Source organism: Corallococcus llansteffanensis (genome assembly GCF_003612055.1).
GTDB lineage: Bacteria > Myxococcota > Myxococcia > Myxococcales > Myxococcaceae > Corallococcus > Corallococcus llansteffanensis.
Genome location: NZ_RAWB01000198.1, coordinates 1 through 15,738, shown reverse-complemented (window position 1 = coordinate 15,738; position 15,738 = coordinate 1). Strand labels below are relative to the sequence as shown.

General features: G+C 69.6%; 15 protein-coding genes. 5 read left to right on the top strand and 10 right to left on the bottom strand.

What is annotated here, in order from left to right; all coding sequences use genetic code 11:
- From D7V93_RS19610 to ureA, 5 genes are all read right to left on the bottom strand, one after another.
- On the bottom strand, positions 1-1,153 hold a 1,153-nt coding region (locus D7V93_RS19610; RefSeq protein ID WP_504739574.1), incomplete at its 3' end, for a PDC sensor domain-containing protein.
- 73 nt (positions 1,154-1,226) lie between these two features.
- Positions 1,227-1,943 (bottom strand): urease accessory protein UreG, encoded by a 717-nt coding sequence (ureG, locus tag D7V93_RS19605; RefSeq protein ID WP_120644872.1) that lies wholly within the window; start codon positions 1,941-1,943, stop codon positions 1,227-1,229.
- 20 nt (positions 1,944-1,963) lie between these two features.
- Entirely contained in the window at positions 1,964-2,626 is a 663-nt protein-coding gene (locus D7V93_RS19600; RefSeq protein WP_120644871.1) for an urease accessory protein UreF, read from the bottom strand.
- Positions 2,627-2,646: 20 nt separating this feature from the next.
- On the bottom strand, positions 2,647-4,362 hold the full coding sequence (gene ureC, locus D7V93_RS19595) for an urease subunit alpha (protein ID WP_120644870.1): 1,716 nt from the start codon (positions 4,360-4,362) through the stop codon (positions 2,647-2,649).
- Positions 4,359-5,153 (bottom strand): urease subunit gamma, encoded by a 795-nt coding sequence (ureA, locus tag D7V93_RS19590; protein ID WP_120644869.1) that lies wholly within the window; start codon positions 5,151-5,153, stop codon positions 4,359-4,361. Before ureA ends, ureC begins: the two co-directional genes overlap by 4 nt.
- A 153-nt stretch (positions 5,154-5,306) precedes the next feature.
- On the opposite strand from ureA, the gene D7V93_RS19585 reads away from it, so the two are divergent.
- The gene (locus D7V93_RS19585; protein ID WP_120644868.1) at positions 5,307-6,512 is read left to right on the top strand and encodes a hypothetical protein; all 1,206 of its coding nucleotides are present in this window, start codon (positions 5,307-5,309) and stop codon (positions 6,510-6,512) included.
- A 1-nt stretch (position 6,513) separates the two neighbouring features.
- On the opposite strand, the gene D7V93_RS19580 is transcribed toward D7V93_RS19585, so the two are convergent.
- Entirely contained in the window at positions 6,514-7,365 is an 852-nt protein-coding gene (locus tag D7V93_RS19580) for an urease accessory protein UreD (protein ID WP_341870945.1), read from the bottom strand.
- Positions 7,366-7,585: 220 nt separating this feature from the next.
- On the opposite strand from D7V93_RS19580, the gene D7V93_RS19575 reads away from it, so the two are divergent.
- Positions 7,586-8,986, top strand: a complete 1,401-nt coding sequence (locus D7V93_RS19575; RefSeq protein ID WP_120644867.1) for a hypothetical protein — start codon at positions 7,586-7,588, stop codon at positions 8,984-8,986.
- A gap of 160 nt (positions 8,987-9,146) precedes the next feature.
- Here the strand turns inward: D7V93_RS19575 and D7V93_RS19570 are convergent, their stop codons facing one another.
- From D7V93_RS19570 to D7V93_RS19560, 3 genes are all read right to left on the bottom strand, one after another.
- On the bottom strand, positions 9,147-9,725 hold the full coding sequence (locus D7V93_RS19570; RefSeq protein WP_120644866.1) for an imm11 family protein: 579 nt from the start codon (positions 9,723-9,725) through the stop codon (positions 9,147-9,149).
- Positions 9,726-9,727: 2 nt separating this feature from the next.
- Positions 9,728-10,570 (bottom strand): AHH domain-containing protein, encoded by an 843-nt coding sequence (locus D7V93_RS19565; RefSeq protein WP_120644865.1) that lies wholly within the window; start codon positions 10,568-10,570, stop codon positions 9,728-9,730.
- 463 nt (positions 10,571-11,033) lie between these two features.
- Positions 11,034-11,237, bottom strand: coding sequence for a YtxH domain-containing protein (locus D7V93_RS19560; RefSeq protein ID WP_120624772.1), 204 nt, complete (start codon positions 11,235-11,237; stop codon positions 11,034-11,036).
- A 215-nt stretch (positions 11,238-11,452) separates the two neighbouring features.
- Here D7V93_RS19560 and D7V93_RS19555 point away from each other — a divergent pair, with 215 nt between their 5' ends.
- From D7V93_RS19555 to D7V93_RS19545, 3 genes are read left to right on the top strand one after another with little or no spacing between them, the layout of a single operon-like run.
- Complete coding sequence (locus D7V93_RS19555) at positions 11,453-13,000, top strand: alpha/beta hydrolase-fold protein (RefSeq protein ID WP_120644864.1); 1,548 nt, start codon at positions 11,453-11,455, stop codon at positions 12,998-13,000.
- Positions 12,997-13,326: a hypothetical protein gene (locus tag D7V93_RS19550; RefSeq protein ID WP_120644863.1), complete on the top strand. Its 330-nt coding sequence runs from the start codon at positions 12,997-12,999 to the stop codon at positions 13,324-13,326. The genes D7V93_RS19555 and D7V93_RS19550 overlap by 4 nt, the downstream gene beginning before the upstream one ends.
- Before the next feature lie 31 nt (positions 13,327-13,357).
- Positions 13,358-14,617 carry a hypothetical protein gene (locus tag D7V93_RS19545; protein ID WP_120644862.1) on the top strand — a complete coding sequence of 420 codons (1,260 nt, stop codon included), beginning with the start codon at positions 13,358-13,360 and terminating at the stop codon, positions 14,615-14,617.
- 38 nt (positions 14,618-14,655) lie between these two features.
- Here D7V93_RS19545 and D7V93_RS19540 read toward each other — a convergent pair.
- Positions 14,656-15,738: spore photoproduct lyase family protein (locus tag D7V93_RS19540; protein WP_208723072.1), on the bottom strand; the 1,083-nt coding region annotated here is incomplete at its 5' end.

Genomic DNA, 15,738 nt, shown 5'->3' with positions numbered 1-15,738 from the left:
GCCCCAGGAAGCCGAGGAAGGGCCGCGACAGCAGCACCTGGGCGCCGCCCTTCAGCGCGTCCTGGAAGTAGGCCCGGTGCGCGAAGTTGGCCTTCGCCCGGACGCTCCGTCCGGAGAACACCAGCGTGTCCCCGACGTCGTCCAGCAGCCACGCCGCGTCGAACAGCCCGGATTCGTTCTCCAGCAGCGCCACCCGCGCCTGCATGCCCTCGCGGTTGCCCTCGCGCACCAGCGCGATGAAGCCCGGGTCCTGGCCCTGCACGCGCAACAGCGAGCTCGCGATGAGGGCCGTCTGCTCCAGCCACGCCGTCTCCGACGCCACCGCCTGTTGCGCCTTGGCGCGCAGCTCCACCTCGAGGGCCTTCTGCGCGAGGTACGACGCCACCGCGCCCACGCCCACGATGGGCAGCACCGACGCCAGCGCCATGCCGCGAAAGAGCCGCCAGCGCACCCCCGAGAGCGTCGGCCACCGGCGCACCGTCGCGAGCAGCCCGCACGCCAGGCTCAGCACGGAGTACAGGCCCATCCCCGCCCAAGCGGCCCGCGCCGCCACCGCGAACGCCATGTTCAGGAACAGGAGGCCCTGGACGCCCAGCGCCAGGCGGCAGAAGAGCGGATGCTTGCGCCACAGCCCCACGACCAGCAGCGCCCCCGTCATGAAGAACAGGATGCCCACCAGGCGCAGGTAGGGGCCCAGCGGCGCCATGGCGAAGCGCTGGAAGTCCTGGGGCGCCCAGGCCATCAGCCCCCCGAAGCACACCGTCACGCTGGAGATGAACACCAGCAGCAGGCCCTGCCCCCGGCGCAGGGTGCGCCGCTCCATGACGAAGAGGACCATCAGGAACAGGTAGAGGATGGTGCCCGTGGGGCTGACGGGCAGGACACTGACCACCCACCAGTAGATCGCGAACGCCACCAGCAGGAACGCACGCCCCACCCACCCCACGAAGGCGGGCCAGGCCGGGTACATGAGCGCGACGAGCGTCATCGCCGCGCCCACCAGGAACAGGCTGCCCAGCAGGCGGATGTGCGGGTAGATGTATTGAAACAGGGAGGACCCAAACTCGTAGGGGACGAACACCATCGAGGTGCCCACCACGAGGCCTACCGCCGCCGCGAACCATTCAACGCGTGCCCGCTCCAGGATTTCCACGGCCGGGACCCTCTCACACCTGGCCTCCGGTGTCGGGACCCACGGCCTTGCGAAAGGACCGTTCGTCCGCTGCCTATCTTCGCCGCCAGGCATCGAGCAGGTGGCCCACCACCGCATCCACCCCCACATCCCGTGTCACCTGGGTGAAGACGAAGGGCCCCTCGCCGCGCATCTTCCGGGCGTCGCGCTCCATCACGCCCAGGTCCGCCCCCACATGCGGTGCGAGGTCCGTCTTGTTGATGATCAAAAGGTCAGACTGCGTGATACCCGGCCCACCCTTGCGCGGCACCTTGTCCCCGCCCGCGACGTCGATGACATACACGGTGTAGTCCGCGAGCTCCCGGCTGTACTGCGCGGCCAGGTTGTCACCGCCGCTCTCCACGATGAGCAGCTCCGGGTGCAGCTCCTCCATGAGCTGCTCCAGGGCGAGCAGGTTGTGGCTGATGTCCTCGCGGATGGCCGCGTGCGGGCAGCCCCCCGTCTCCACCGCCCGGATGCGCTCGGGGGAGAGGGCCTGGTTGCGCACGAGGAACTCCGCGTCCTCCTTGGTGAAGATGTCATTGGTCACCACGCCCAGCCGGTACTGGTCGCGCAGCTTCTTGCACAGCGCCAGCACCAGCGCCGTCTTGCCGCTGCCCACCGGGCCGCCAATGCCAATCGTGAAGGCCCGCTGCGCGTAGTCGCGCCGGTGCGGCTTGTCGCGCGCGTCGAAGTGGCCGGGGTGGTCCAGCTCCTCGTGCGTGTGGTCGTGCCCGTCCTGCCCATGGCCGCGGTGGTCGTCGTCGTGCATGTCGCTTCCCCTTCGTCCCTTCAGGACAGGAACAGCCTCGAGTACAGCCGGTCATGCGTGGCGCCCAAGAGGTCCCACAGCGGCGCGGGCTGCGCCAGGTCCTCCACGCCCAGGGCCTTGCAGCGTCCGAGCACCGTGTCCAACAGCGGCGTGGCCGCGTGCTGGAGCTGATGCGATTCGTGCGTGCCGATGACGCCCATGCGCACCCCGGCGGACAGCGCGCCCCGGAGCGTGAGCGACAGGAAGAGCCGCTGCGCGTCCTCCAGGTCCACCTCCAGCGCGCACAGCACCGCGCCGAACACGGGCGCGTGGTGGAACCTCACCCCGGCCGCGCGGGCCCTGTCGCGCACCGGTCCCACCGCGTCCGGGAAGATGCGCGCGCAGGTGTCCAGGAAGGCCCGGCCCTGCGTGCGGCTCGCCCGGTGGGCGACGTGATTGGACAGGAACACGTCCGCGCGCGCGTCCAGCGCCGGCAGCGCGCCGGGCGCCTTCCACGCGTCATTCACCAGCGGCAGTCCGCCCAGCCCCGCCTGCCACAGCAGCGCCTCCACGAAGCGCCGCACGTCGGCCCCGCCGCGCACCTCGCCCTGCTGCACCGCGGCCTCCAGCCCGCCCGAGTGCGCGAAGCCGCCGGTGGGAAACCCCGAGTCCGCCAACTGCAACACCCTCCAGCCGGAGCCCATCGCAGTGCTTCTCCAGAACTTCAGAACAGCGAGTAGCGCTGGGCCAGGGGCAGCCAGGTGGCGGGCTCGCAGCGCAGGAGCTCCCCGTCCGCGCGCACCTCGTACGTCTCCGGGTCCACGGTGATGACGGGCAGCGCGTCGTTGAGCCGCATGTCCTTCTTGCCCAGCTTGCGGCAGCCCACCACCGCGGACAGCCGCTTGGTGAGCCCCAGCCCCCGCACGGTGCCCTCCGCCAGCGCGCGCCCGGACACGAACGCGATACTCGTGGAGCCCCGGGCCCGGCCGCGCGCGCCGAACATGGGGCGCATCAGGTACGGCTGCGGCGTGGGGATGGACGCGTTCGCGTCCCCCATCTGCGCCCACGCGATGAAGCCGCCCTTGAGCACCAGCTCCGGCCGCGCGCCGAAGAAGGCGGGCTTCCACAGCACCAGGTCCGCCAGCTTCCCCACCTCCACCGAGCCCACCTCGTGCGACAGCCCGTGGGCGATGGCGGGGTTGATGGTGTACTTCGCCACGTAGCGGCGGATGCGCAGGTTGTCGTTGTCGCCCTGCTCGCCGGACAGGCGCCCGCGCTGCTCGCGCATCTTGTGCGCCGTCTGCCACGTGCGGGTGATGACCTCGCCCACGCGCCCCATGGCCTGGCTGTCGGAGGCCATCATGCTGATGGCGCCCAGGTCGTGGAGGATGTCCTCCGCGGCAATCGTCTCGCCCCGGATGCGGCTCTCCGCGAAGGCCACGTCCTCCGGAATCTCGCGGTCCAGGTGGTGACACACCATGAGCATGTCCAGGTGCTCGTCCAGCGTGTTCACCGTGTACGGCCGCGTGGGGTTGGTGGAGCTGGGCAGCACGTTGGGCGCGCCGCACACGCGGATGATGTCCGGGGCGTGGCCGCCACCCGCGCCCTCCGAGTGGTACGTGTGGATGGTGCGGCCCTTGAACGCGGCCAGCGAGTCATCCACGTAGCCGGACTCGTTGAGCGTGTCGGTGTGGATGGTGACCTGCACGTCCTCGCCGTCCGCCAGCGTGAGGCAGGTGTCGATGGCGGCGGGCGTGGTGCCCCAGTCCTCGTGCAGCTTGAGGCCGATCGCGCCCGCGCGCACCTGGTCCAACAGGCCGTCCGGCAGCGACGTGTTGCCCTTGCCGGTGAGCCCGATGTTGAGGGGCAGCGTGTCCGTGGCCTCCAGCATCCGCTGGAGGTTCCACGCGCCCGGCGTGCAGGTGGTGGCGTTCGTGCCGGTGGCGGGGCCCGTGCCGCCGCCCACCCACGTGGTGATGCCGCTGGCGATGGCTTCATCCGCCTGCTGCGGGCAGATGAAGTGGATGTGCGTGTCCAGGCCGCCCGCGGTGAGGATGAGCCCCTCGCCCGCGATGACCTCCGTGGTGACGCCCACCACCATGCCCGGCGTGACGCCCGCCATGACGTCCGGGTTGCCCGCCTTGCCGATGCCACTGATGCGCCCCGCCTTGAGGCCCACGTCCGCCTTGTAGATGCCCGTCCAGTCCAGGATGAGCGCGTTGGTGATGACGCAGTCGAGCGCGGCCGCGTCCCCCGCGCCCGCGCGCTGGCCCATGCCTTCGCGCAGCACCTTGCCGCCGCCGAACTTGCACTCGTCGCCGTAGACGGTGGCGTCGCGCTCCACCTGGGCCCAGAGGCCCGTGTCTCCCAGCCGCACCCGGTCCCCCGTGGTGGGGCCGAACATGTCCGCGTAGTGGCGGCGATCCATTCCGCGGCTCATGAGCGCTCCTCCGGGTTCTCGTTCGGCTTCTCTTCCTCGTGACCGAAGCCCTGCGCGCGCACGGCCTGGAGCAATCGCTCACGCCCTTCGTCGGACACCTTGCCGCTGCCCAGCGCGTTGCCGCCGCGCACCACCTGCTCGCCCGCGATGGGGACCAGCGGCACGGTCTTCACCTCGCCCGGCTCGAAGCGCACCGCCGTGCCCGCGGGGATGTCCAGCCGGTGGCCGTAGGCGCGGCCCCGGTCGAACACCAGCGCGCGGTTCGTCTCCGCGAACGGGTAGTGGCTGCCCACCTGGACGGGCCGGTCGCCCCGGTGCGTGACGCGCAGGGTGATGGCCGTGCGGCCCGCGTTGAGCTCCAGCGTCCCGGCCTCCGCGCGCACCTGCCCCGGAAACCCTTCCGGCGACGCGGGCGGCACGGTGAAGCGGTCCAGGGACGGCACCGGCAGGAAGCTGCCGTAGAGCGCCAGCGTCAGGTCCCCGTGCTCCGCCACCACCGGGTGGTGCACGGTGACGAGCTTGGTGCCGTCCGGGAAGGTGCCCTCCACCTGCACCTCCGCCACCATCTCCGGCACGCCGTCCATCACCTGCGCGCGCCCCAGGAACCGGCGGCCCAGGTCCATCAGCTCCGCCACGCTCCGGCCGTCACGGATGAACTCCAGCAACTGGGTGGCGATGAGCGCCACCGCCTCCGGGTAGTTGAGCCGCAGGCCCCGCGCCAGACGCTTCTGGGCCACGACGCCCGCCTGATGCAGCAGCAGCTTGTCCACGTCACGGGGGGACAGGTGCATGGGCCCAACTCCCTCATTTCAACCGGGGTGCGGTGCATCGGTGCGTCAATGGGGCCCGACCCTAGCGCGACGCGTCACCCTGGGCCAGGATGGGCGGCCGGCCAGTGTCTTCCGGTCCCCTCCGTCTTCCGGTCCCCTCCCCCCAGGTCTCCTATGAAGAGCAGCTTCAAGCCGAGCTTCCCCAAGACGCCCAAGGCGCCCGCCGCCCCTCCGAAGCTGGACAACACGCTGGCCCAGGGGAAGACCTCCACGGGCAGCCAGCCGGTGTCGAAGCCGACGGCGCCCGCGAAGACGACGGGGCCGGACAAGACGCCGCAGGGTGACTCGTTCAAGAAGCCTGGCGCGAACGCGGAGGCGTCCTCCTCGTCGTCGCGCCCGAACATCAACGCGCACGACCTCCAGGGGCCGCAGGTGCAGGCGCCGAAGCTCTCCGAGAGCGAGGTGCAGGACCTGGCGATGGGCCGCACCCCGGGCAAGGGCAGGCCCGCGACGGTGCGCCCTGAAATCCAGAAGGTGGCGGAGGAGATGAAGGCGGAGGTGCCGGGCTCGGAGATCCTGCGCTTCACGGACCAGGGCGGCCACCCGATGCTGAAGAAGCCGGGCCTGCCCTCCGGCACGGACGCGGGCGTGTGCAGCGCGATGACGTCCGAGTGGATCCGCACCGGCATCGAGGCGGGCGGAGATCCGAAGAAGGGCTCGCAGGCGTTCGGCAAGCTCAATGACAACCACTTCGGCTCCTTCATCGACAAGCAGCACGCCGAGTCGCTCCAGGGCGACGCCATCAAGCACCAGAACAACGCGAACCTGTCCAAGCTCGCGGGCATCGACAGCAAGCTGGAGAAGCTCCGGGAGACGCAGGCCCAGCGCAACGGGCTGACGGAGAAGCTCACGGACCCGGACCTGTCACCGAAGGAGCGGCAGGCCCTGAAGCAGCAGCGCGCGGAGCTGACCCAGGACCTCAAGCAGGGCATGGCCGAGGTCAAGGAGGAGTCGGCGTCCGTCGCCGCGAAGCAGGCGGAGCTGGAGAAGCACACCCACGCCTTCCGCAAGGAGCGGGGCGGGGGCAACGACGGCGTGCACGTGCAGGACTACGAACCCATCCAGTCCGACTTCCCGCACAAGCTCCACGCGGCCACCCAGCAGGACGGTCACTACCGGGTGGGCCTGCGCAAGGACGGCGACTCCGCCGAGGGCCACGTCATCGGCCTGCACAAGACGGACGGCAAGAGCCGCCTGATGGATGCCAACACCGCCGAATGGCAGACGAACAGCCACAAGGACCTGGTCAACCTGACGGCGGAACACATCGAGCGGCTGTATCCGAACTACAGCGCGTTCGACGTCACCCGCTACGGCTGACTCACACCCGTCGCGCCCACGGGTCGTCGCCCAGCAGGCCGGGCAGGAACGACAGCCAGTCGCGCGTGGTGGCGAGCAGCGTCTCCAGGGAGACGGCCGCCGCGCGCACCAGCAGCCCGTCGTCACCCAGCGGGCTCGCGGAGACGACCTGCCCGGCGCGTGGCTTCACCGGCAGCGCCGCCACGCGCGCCGCCAGGGCCTCCCGCGCGGAGGCCAGCGCGGGCCCCACCAGCAGCACCGTGGCCAGCGCGTCGAAGCGGCCCAGCCGCTCCGGCAGCGCGCCGTGGTCGGCGTCCAGCACCTGGCGCTCGTCCAGGACGGTGCGCCCCTCCCGCGCGAGGCGCAGGCGGGAGGCGTAGCGCAGGAAGGCCCACCGCTCGCCCCGGGCGCTGCGGCCGGCCGTCACCACGTCCGCGAGCACCAGGGATGCTCCCGCCGCGAGCGCCACATCCAATGTCTGGGAATAGCGGGCGCCGGCAAAACAGACGGTGGGGTCCGGCACCCACGCGAGCAGCGCCTCCGGGCCCACGCGCGCGCGCAGGTCGCTCTGGCAACCGTGAGGTGAGCGGTAGACGCGGTTGGAGCCCTGCGTCGCGATGAGCGCCGTGGCCCCTTGCGCCAGGTCCACGTCCAGGCGCAGGTGGTCACCGTCCACCAGCCCGCCGCCGAACGAGCTCGTGTAGGCCCAGGCCGCATGGCCATGGTTGCGCGGGGTGAGCAGCCTCAAGGGACTGTGCGCCAGCGCGGTGCGCACCACGGTGCGGGGGCCGGAGCGCTCGAAGGCGAGCCGCGCGACACCTGCCTGACTCGCGGGCGGCGCCTCCTCACGCGTTGCGGGAAGGGTGGAAATCACCCCGTCTTCCTAACACAGCGCGGCGGCTTCCCCTGAGTAGCGTCCACCGCTACAGCTCCGCCGGCTTCTGTGACGCAAAGGGATACATCCCAGGCCTGAAGTCAGCCATTCCCCCCAAGGCCAGACATCCCAATCCGTGGCACAAAATCTGCTTTGTCAGGGATTCGCGTTCCGGCAATCCCTGCCGGGCGCATTTCCTCCCCCGAAAGGAAATACACCCATGCTCCATCATTCCACGCGAGGCCTTCTTGGCCTCGTGCCGTCCTGGTTGCGTTCGCTGACCCTGTCCTCGCTCGCGCTGGGCGGGCTGATGCTGTCCACGTCGGCGCGGGCCCAGGAGGCGGAACCGGCCGCCACCCTCGTGGACCTGGCCATGGAGGACGGCACGCTGACGGCGCGCATCCAGTGGTCGGCCCAGGGCACGGGCCTGCCCTCGTACGCGCTGCTTACCTCCTATGACGGCAAGGAGAGCGCCACGGCCCAGACGCGGGTGGTGCCGAAGGCCGGCACGGTGTCGGTGGTGAAGCTGTTCGGCGCGCTGCAGGAGCCCTGGACGACGGGTTGGGCCCAGACGCTGGTCCTGGCGGATGAGCAGGGCCAGTCGCTGGTCACCCAGCCCTATGACGTCAACCTGGACTGTTCGACGGGCGAGACGTGCGGGTTCGTCGTGGCCCCGGGCCTGGCGTCCACCCCTGACACCGTGCACCTGAGCAGTGAGCTGGACGCGGCCCTCACCGCGGTGGAAGCGAAGTACGGCACCCAGGATGTGGACCTGGTGGAGCAGGTGTCCAAGGACTTCCCCGTCCTGCGCGGTGAGGCCCTGGTCTATGCCCACCAGTTGGCCCAGATTCCGCCCCTCATGGGGCCCTGCACCTGCGTGTGGCAGGCCGTGCACACCCGGAGCCCGAGCGGCCTTGGCTATGGCATCAACAGCTCCAGCGCCGCGGGCGTCCTGTCGGGGTGGAACGGGGCGGGCGCGAAGCACTGGCTGACCGCCATTGGCCTGAACGCGACGGGCATCACCGCTTCGGTGACGGGCTACAGCGAGTCGAGGCTCCAGCTGAGCTGCAAGCGGTGGAGCTACATCTTCACCCGCAGCGTGCCGGTGTTCACGCCCGGCGGCGTCGTGAAGCCCCTGCCCTTCCCCTTCCCCATCTACCGGCCCTGCATCTCGAATTGCCAGGTCCGCTTCGACCACCGCGGGCGCATCAGCGGCCGGACGTTCTCCACCTACGAGGCCCCCTACAGCACCGCCACCGCGACGGAGCAGTCCACCTACCGCCGCGACAGCACCATCCTGCTCAACCTCTCCGCGACCCAGGGCGGCGCCTTCGACCAGACCTGGAACAGCGCCGTGATGTCCAACGTGGGCAGCACCGGCCGCGTCAACACGACGGGCTATGTGCAGTCGAAGAAGCCCTCGACGCTCTATGGGTCGAGCGCGTCCGTGTCGAACGGCTACGCCATCATGATCCACGCCAAGGCGGCCTGCCCGTACGTCCCCACCACGCACGTCGGCGTCTGGAACTACGGCACGTCGCAGGGCACCCCGCAGACCACCAGCCTGCAGCAGACCATCAAGAGCTTCTTCCTGCAGTGGGGCCTCGTCGTCAATCCGTAGCACCCCGCTGAAGCACGGACCGTCGCCCGCCAGGAACTTCGAGGTCCTGGCGGGCCGCGGCTTCAATCACTTGCTGGGGGCGTTGTTGGCCCGGCCACCACCGTCTCGTGAATCACATGAAGTGCGGGGGACCACGGAAGTGGGGCAGACCCAAGTCGCTCTACAGTGCAATGTTCTCGGGCTTGAAGAACTCCAGGTCGTGAATGCCCGCGGCGATGACCGCCTGCTTTACCCGCTCATGAACGATGACGGCGGAGTTGTTCTCCGCCAGTCGGAACATCAGGAAGCCATGCGTCTTCTTCGGGTCGATGACGAGCCGGTCGAAGGAGACGTCAATGAGCGGGATGCCGTCATGCACCGTCGCCACCGACTTCGCCATGTCGGCTGCCGAAACCATGCCAATCACGTTCACAGCCTTGTAATTGGTATGCCATTTGCCCGTATCCGGATCGTGGATGCGCACTGCGTACGTATCCAGATTGTCAACGCCGGCCGACCTGAGCGCTACAAGCAGGGCGTCACTGTAGAGTGGCACGATGCCCTTGAAGAGGGAGGGCATGGCTGGGCTCATGTCCGGGTTGCTCGACTCGTAGGGCTTCAGCCTCACCTCGATGGGCGTCTTGATGGGCCTGGTGAAGACCTGCCCATCGTCCCACCAGATTCCCTGGTCATCGTAGCTGCTTTTGTCGTCGATGCGGGCCGGGTTGGCTGAATAGAGGCGGCCAAGGACGTAGTACATGGCTAGGAATTCCTGGGCCTGAGAGTGCGCTCGCGGATGTACGCGAGCGAGAAGCGAGAGGTGACGAGGTTCTCCCGCCACGCGGGGCCTGGGTGGGTGACGAAGCGCTTGAGGCGGCGAGAAAGGGTATTGAGGCGCAGCACGAGCATCTTCATCTGCCGCTTCTTCGGGTCCTCGTCTGGCTTCTGCTGTGCCTCCGGGCACCAGAGGCTCTGCGTCTTCTCAAGCTTCTTCGCGAGAAGGTTCAGCTCATTGAGGACGAAGTCACTGTAATCCTCGTGGGCATCGTGGAACTGACAGCGGAGCGCCTCGATTGCGGCGAAGGCATACTCTTTCGGGTCCTTGCCATACATCGCGAGGAACCCGGCTCCTCCGGGCCCCCACTTCGCCAGCCCGCTTTGTCCGCGCAGCGCGTAGTTACCTGCCAGCCAGGCCCCATTCTCCTCGCCGTTGACGTCGTACCCGATGTTGCCCACAGCCATTCCCTCCGAATGGAGGTATGGCATGAGCTTGCTCCTCTTCAAGGCCGCATTGCCGGGGATGAGGTGGTGCGCAGCGCTCTGCACCGGCAACTCGCCCTCGATGCCATCGAGTTGCACCTTCCCCTCAAGCTGCGACAGCCCAGCCGAGACGAGCGCTGCGCCGAGCTTGCCGGCACAGTTGCGAAAGGCCATGCCCTCCATGTCGAGGCCTGGCAGTTCGTTGGCGTCCTCGTCGAAGCTGTCGGTGAGGACGTTGTTCTCCTCCGTCGGCTCCTTGGAGGCCGTGCAGAAAGCGCACGTATCCTCCGAGTGCTCAGAATGGTGGTTGAGCGCAGCAAGTACACCTTCGCCCAGCTCCGGCATCTGGCGAGTACCCCTTTCAGCCCAGCCACGCCCCCAATTCTCTGGCTTGGGCGCTGGGAGCAACAGCTAACAGAGCTGCGGCGACCCCTCAAGTGGGCGTGGAAGCGGGTGGGACTGATCTGCTTTCATTGTCATCCGCTGGCTCGGAGGGTGTGCCTTCTCCGCGATGCGGACGTCCTGCTCCGCGATGCGCTCCATGCGATGCGCGCATCTTTCGGGTCGAGCGTCGCCACCTCCCAAGCCTGCTCATGCCCCTTGCTCAGGTCGAGTCCGGGCCGGCGCACAGTCCACGACCTCACAGGCAAGCCCCTCGGGCAAGCCCCCCCCGTGAACGCTTACGAAACGACAACACCCTGGAGGCCGGCACCGCGAGGGTGTCCGGCGTCCAGGGTGTCCACGTCAACGCGGCCCGGCCCGCCTCCGGCAAGTGACGCCGGACCCACGGGCCTCCGCTCGTGACGGCCTACTTGTCGGTCGCGTCCTCGATCTTGTCGCCGGCGCTCTCCACGGCGTCTTCCGTCTTGTCGGCGGCCTTCTCGGCGGCGTTCTCCGTCTTGTCGCCGGCCTCCTCGACGTCGTCCTTCGCGGCCTCGCGGGTGTTGCGGTGGCAACCCACACCGGCGACCAGGGAGCCCAGCGTCACGGCCAGCAGCGTCAGCTTCTTCATGCGGTGCGACTCCTTCTCGTGAGGGGACCCCGGAGTATGCGTTCCGGGGTCCCCTGTGCGGGACGCAAGGTAGGCACTGTCCACCCACTGCCAAGTGGCACGTCCTCCGGGACCTTGCGTCCCTTCACCGGGGGTGCGCTGACGCTGTCGGAGGACGCTGTTACGGTGCGCCTTCGCGTGGGGCCCTGCTTGCGCCCCCCGGAGGCACACCCTTCATGTCTTCATCCCGGCCCTCTCGGCCCGCCCTGCTGCTCGTCCTGGCCCTGGCGACCCTCTGGGGTTGTCACTCCGACCCGCCGCCGCCCGTCGAACAGCTCTTCTCCGACGTGCAGTTCGACCTGACGGTGCCGCCGGAGACGCCCGCCGACGCAGCCCTCTTCCTCACCGGCCCCAGCGCCACCTTTGGCGGCCCGGACGGGCCCGGCCTGGAGCTGGTCTACCAGGGCGGCCGCGTCTTCAGCCTCAAGGCCCGCCTGCCCAAGAACACCGCCTTCACCTACGCGGTGCGGATGACGGCGCCGTCCGCGCGGGTGGCGCTGGACGCGGCGGGAGCCCCGGAGGCGGACCGCTCCATCACCGTGCACGAGAACGAGGAGCGCGTCACCCTCGAGGTGGAGCGCTTCGGCCCCGCCTCCGGGGAGATGGGGGCCCGGACGGTGTTCATCGTCCGCGTACCGGACGTCACGCCGCGGGGGGACACGGTGTATCTGACCGGCAACCAGCCGGAGCTGGGGACCTGGAACGGCGCGCAGGTGGCACTCACCCCGGCCGTGGACAATGCCTACGCTGGCGTCGTGACCTTCGCGGGAGGAACGGATCTGGAGTTCAAGGTGACGCGCGGCTCGTGGGAGAAGGTGGAGAAGACCGCCACGGGCGCGGAGGTGAGCAACCACACCTTCAAGACCGGCGGCGGCTTCGAGCGCGTGTCCCTGGTGGTGGAGGGCTGGGCGGACCTGCTGCCCCCGCCGACCCCGACGCTCACCGGTGACGTGCGCTTCCTGCGCAACGTGACGCCCACCGACACGACGCTCAAGCCGCGCGACGTCATCGTCTGGCTGCCGCCCGGCTACGACGCGGACACGCAGCGCCGCTACCCGGTGCTGTACATGCACGACGGCCAGAACCTGATGGACGTCGTCACCTCGTTCGCCGGGGAGTGGAAGGTGGACGAGACGGCGCAGGCGCTGGTGACGAACGGGCAGGTGGAGCCGCTCATCATCGTGGGCGTCTACAACACCGCCGACCGCATCGCGGAGTACACGCCGGTGCCCTTCCCGCCCGAGTACCCGAACGCGGGCCGCGCGGACGTCTACGGCCAGTTCCTCATCAACGACCTGAAGCCGCGCATCGACACGGAGTTCCGGACGAAGCCGGGACCGGAGTCCACCGGGCTCGCGGGCTCGTCGCTGGGCGGGCTGGTGTCCCTGTCACTGGGCCTGAAGCACCCGGAGGTCTTCGGCCGCCTGGGCGTGGTGTCGCCGTCGGTGTGGTGGGCGGACCGGGACATCGTGAAGACGGTGGAGGCGTTGACCGCGAAGCCCGCGCTGCGCATCTGGGAGGACATCGGCACCAACGAGGGCTCCGGCAGCCAGGCGGAGACGGTGGCGGATGCCAAGGCCCTGCGCGACGCGCTGGTGGCCAGGGGCTGGGTGCCCGACGTCGACCTCAAGTACACCGTGGTGGAGGGCGGCAAGCACAACGAGGCGTCCTGGTCCGAGCGCTTCGGCGACATCCTGCGCTTCCTCTACCCCGCGGTGCCGTGACGTCCGCGCCGCCCCCCACCACCCCGGATGGGCGCTACCTGGTGGTGGAAGGGCGGCTGTGGCGTCGCTCCAACCCGGCGCTCGGCCCCCGGCAGCGGGAGTTGCTGGTGGCCGCGCTGATGCGGGCCCGCGCGGACGTGGGCCGGGCGAAGCGCGCGAAGGATGCCGCCGCCGAGCGCCACGCCCGCGCCCGCGTCCACCGCGCCAAGGTGGGCCTGGGCGAGCGCGGCCCGCCGTGGTGGACCGACGGGGCCCCGGACTTCAACCGGCACCTCGTGCGCAACACGCCGTATGCGGCATGGTTCCAGGCTCTCGCCGTACCCTGAGCTGTCTTCCCCCAAGCCAAGGAAGTGCGTCATGCGTCACGCGTGGAACCGGATGTCCTTGTGGTTCGTGCCGTCGCTGCTGCTCGCCGCGTGTGGTCCGTCGGTGGAGCCCGTGGAGCCGGTGGAGTCGCCGCAGGTGGGCGAGAGCACCCAGGCGGTGCTGTACCCGCCGCCCGCGCCGCCCAGCGGCAACATCGTGGACAGCACGGCGTTCCTGGGTCCGGTGGGGCTCAATGACGGCGTGCAGACGCGCTTCACCACCAACCCGCAGTACCTGTCCTTCAACTTCAGGGTGGCCGCCGGCGCGCAGGTGCGCCTGGAGGTGACGCACCTGGGCAGCAGCATGGGCCTGGACACGGGCCTGTTCGTCTACGGCCCGAAGGACGCCAATGGCAGTTACGGCACGACGCTGCGCGCGCAGGACGACGACGCGGGCTATGGCCAGCTGAGCAAGGTGACCAGCCTGACGCTGGCGCAGGGCGGCGAGTATCTGGCGGTGGTGAGCAGCGGCACGGGCGCGGGCAAGCAGTTCCGCCTGGGCCTGGGCTGTCTCAACAGCGCGTGCGCGGAGCCGTCGCTGTTCACGGCCTGTGACCTGGACGTGGCCACGCGCATCGAGGTGTGTGACGAGAGCGTGGTGGAGGTGCAGCATGTGACGCCCGCGCAGGCGCTCCCGCAGTGCACGGACGCGCAGGACGCGCACGACGCCTACGTGTCCCAGTGCGTGGTGTCCTCCGGCGCGAAGCCCTGGTGCGCGAACGGCGAGACGGCCTTCACCTCCAAGATGTGGCCGGTGTGCAAGGACTTCTACTACCGCTACTACGGCGCGGGGCCGCTGCCCCTCACGCAGTTCCCGCTGAGCAGCACACTCCAGGCGGCTCGGGCGACGGGCCACACGCGCTGCAAGGCGGGTGAGAACTGGTGCGACGAGTCCCTGTGGACGCTCAACGTGCCCTCCGTGGCGGGCACTCCGCCCGTGTCCCTGGACCGCGTGGCCGAGGGCGCCTTCGCGTCCATCCCGGCGCTGTACGCCCAGGAGGCTCCCCAGTTCCAGCGCCTGGCGGACCTGACGTACGCGCAGTTCGCCAGCCGCCTGGATTACTTCTTCCCGGAGTTGGCGCAGGCGCTGCCGGGCGCGCTGGGCAACGGCACCGAGGTGCCCCAGGTGGCGGACTTCTACGCGGACGTGCCGGTGGCGCCGGGCGCCAAGGACTACCACCACGTCTACGTCGTCTACTTCCCCGTGTCGCACCAGACGGCGGTGTTCTGGTTCACCCAGCACGAAATCTAGGCAGCGGTCCGGAGGGCCCGCGTGCGGGAGGCCTTCGCCTAGAAGGCGTACCGCACGCGGCAGTACGGCAGGTGGCGGGCGAGCAGGTCCTTGAACTCCGCGACGTGGCGCCCCTTGAACCCGGTGCGGTAGCGCACGTTGACGCCGCCGCCCTGGGACACCTTCGTCTCCTGGATTTCCGGCGTCCAGAGCACCGCCTCCGCCTTCGGGTGCCAGCGCAGGTTCACCTCGTGCAGGCCCGCGTTGTGCGTGAGGAAGATGATCTCACACGCGAGCTGCGCCTTCGCCTTCGCGCCGATGCCGTCATCCACCTGCTGGAACAGCTCCGCGTACGCGGCCTGCCAGCCTTCCTGGAGGACGACGGGGGAGAAGTTGAGGTGCACCTCGTAGCCGGCGGCCACGAAGTCGTCGATGGCGGCGATGCGCTCCGCGATGGGGTCCGTGCGCACGTCCAGCAGCTTCGCCTGCGCGTGGGGCATCAGGCTGAAGCGCACGCGCGTCTTGCCCTGGGGCGCGTAGGTGAGCAGCTCGCGGTTCACCAGCTTGGTGGCGAAGCTGGCCTTGGCGTTCGGCAGCGTGGTGAACAGCCGCACCAGGTCCCGGACGTTGTCGCTCAGGGCCGCGTCCGCGGAGCAGTCGCTGTTGCAGCCGATGTCGTAGACCCAGCAGCGTGGGTCCACGCTGTTGGGCTCCAGCTTGGGCCCCCGCTTGTGCGCGTGCTTGCGCAGGGCCTCCGAGATGCGGTCGATGTTCACGAACACCGTGACGGGGTTCGCATAGCCCTTGTTGCGGGGGACGTAGCAGTACGCGCACGCCATCACGCAGCCGTTGGCGGTGGAGGGGGCGATGAAGTCCGAGCTGCGGTCGTTGGCGACGAAGGACATCGTCTTCTTCACGCCCAGCACCAGCGTGCTGCCCTTGATGCGGTTCCACGCCTCCACGTTGCCAGCGTTGCCGAACAGGCCCGGGATGTTCTGGTGGGAGGGCACCTCCACCCGCTCCGCGCCCGGGAAGCGCGCCAGGACTTCCCGGCCGCGCGCGTGCTCCACCGCGCCCGGCTCCAGGTAGATGCGCGTCACCTTGAGCAACCTGTCGAGCGGCCCGGGTCCTGGATTCGGGGC

Bases quoted from the DNA above. Each gene is read 5' to 3' on its own strand.
- ureG (WP_120644872.1), bottom strand. From the start codon at position 1,943: ATGCACGACGACGACCACCGCGGCCATGGGCAGGACGGGCACGACCAC.
- D7V93_RS19600 (WP_120644871.1), bottom strand. From the start codon at position 2,626: ATGGGCTCCGGCTGGAGGGTGTTGCAGTTGGCGGACTCGGGGTTTCCC.
- ureC (WP_120644870.1), bottom strand. From the start codon at position 4,362: ATGAGCCGCGGAATGGATCGCCGCCACTACGCGGACATGTTCGGCCCC.
- ureA (WP_120644869.1), bottom strand. From the start codon at position 5,153: ATGCACCTGTCCCCCCGTGACGTGGACAAGCTGCTGCTGCATCAGGCG.
- D7V93_RS19585 (WP_120644868.1), top strand. From the start codon at position 5,307: ATGAAGAGCAGCTTCAAGCCGAGCTTCCCCAAGACGCCCAAGGCGCCC.
- D7V93_RS19575 (WP_120644867.1), top strand. From the start codon at position 7,586: ATGCTCCATCATTCCACGCGAGGCCTTCTTGGCCTCGTGCCGTCCTGG.
- D7V93_RS19570 (WP_120644866.1), bottom strand. From the start codon at position 9,725: ATGTACTACGTCCTTGGCCGCCTCTATTCAGCCAACCCGGCCCGCATC.
- D7V93_RS19565 (WP_120644865.1), bottom strand. From the start codon at position 10,570: ATGCCGGAGCTGGGCGAAGGTGTACTTGCTGCGCTCAACCACCATTCT.
- D7V93_RS19560 (WP_120624772.1), bottom strand. From the start codon at position 11,237: ATGAAGAAGCTGACGCTGCTGGCCGTGACGCTGGGCTCCCTGGTCGCC.
- D7V93_RS19555 (WP_120644864.1), top strand. From the start codon at position 11,453: ATGTCTTCATCCCGGCCCTCTCGGCCCGCCCTGCTGCTCGTCCTGGCC.
- D7V93_RS19545 (WP_120644862.1), top strand. From the start codon at position 13,358: ATGCGTCACGCGTGGAACCGGATGTCCTTGTGGTTCGTGCCGTCGCTG.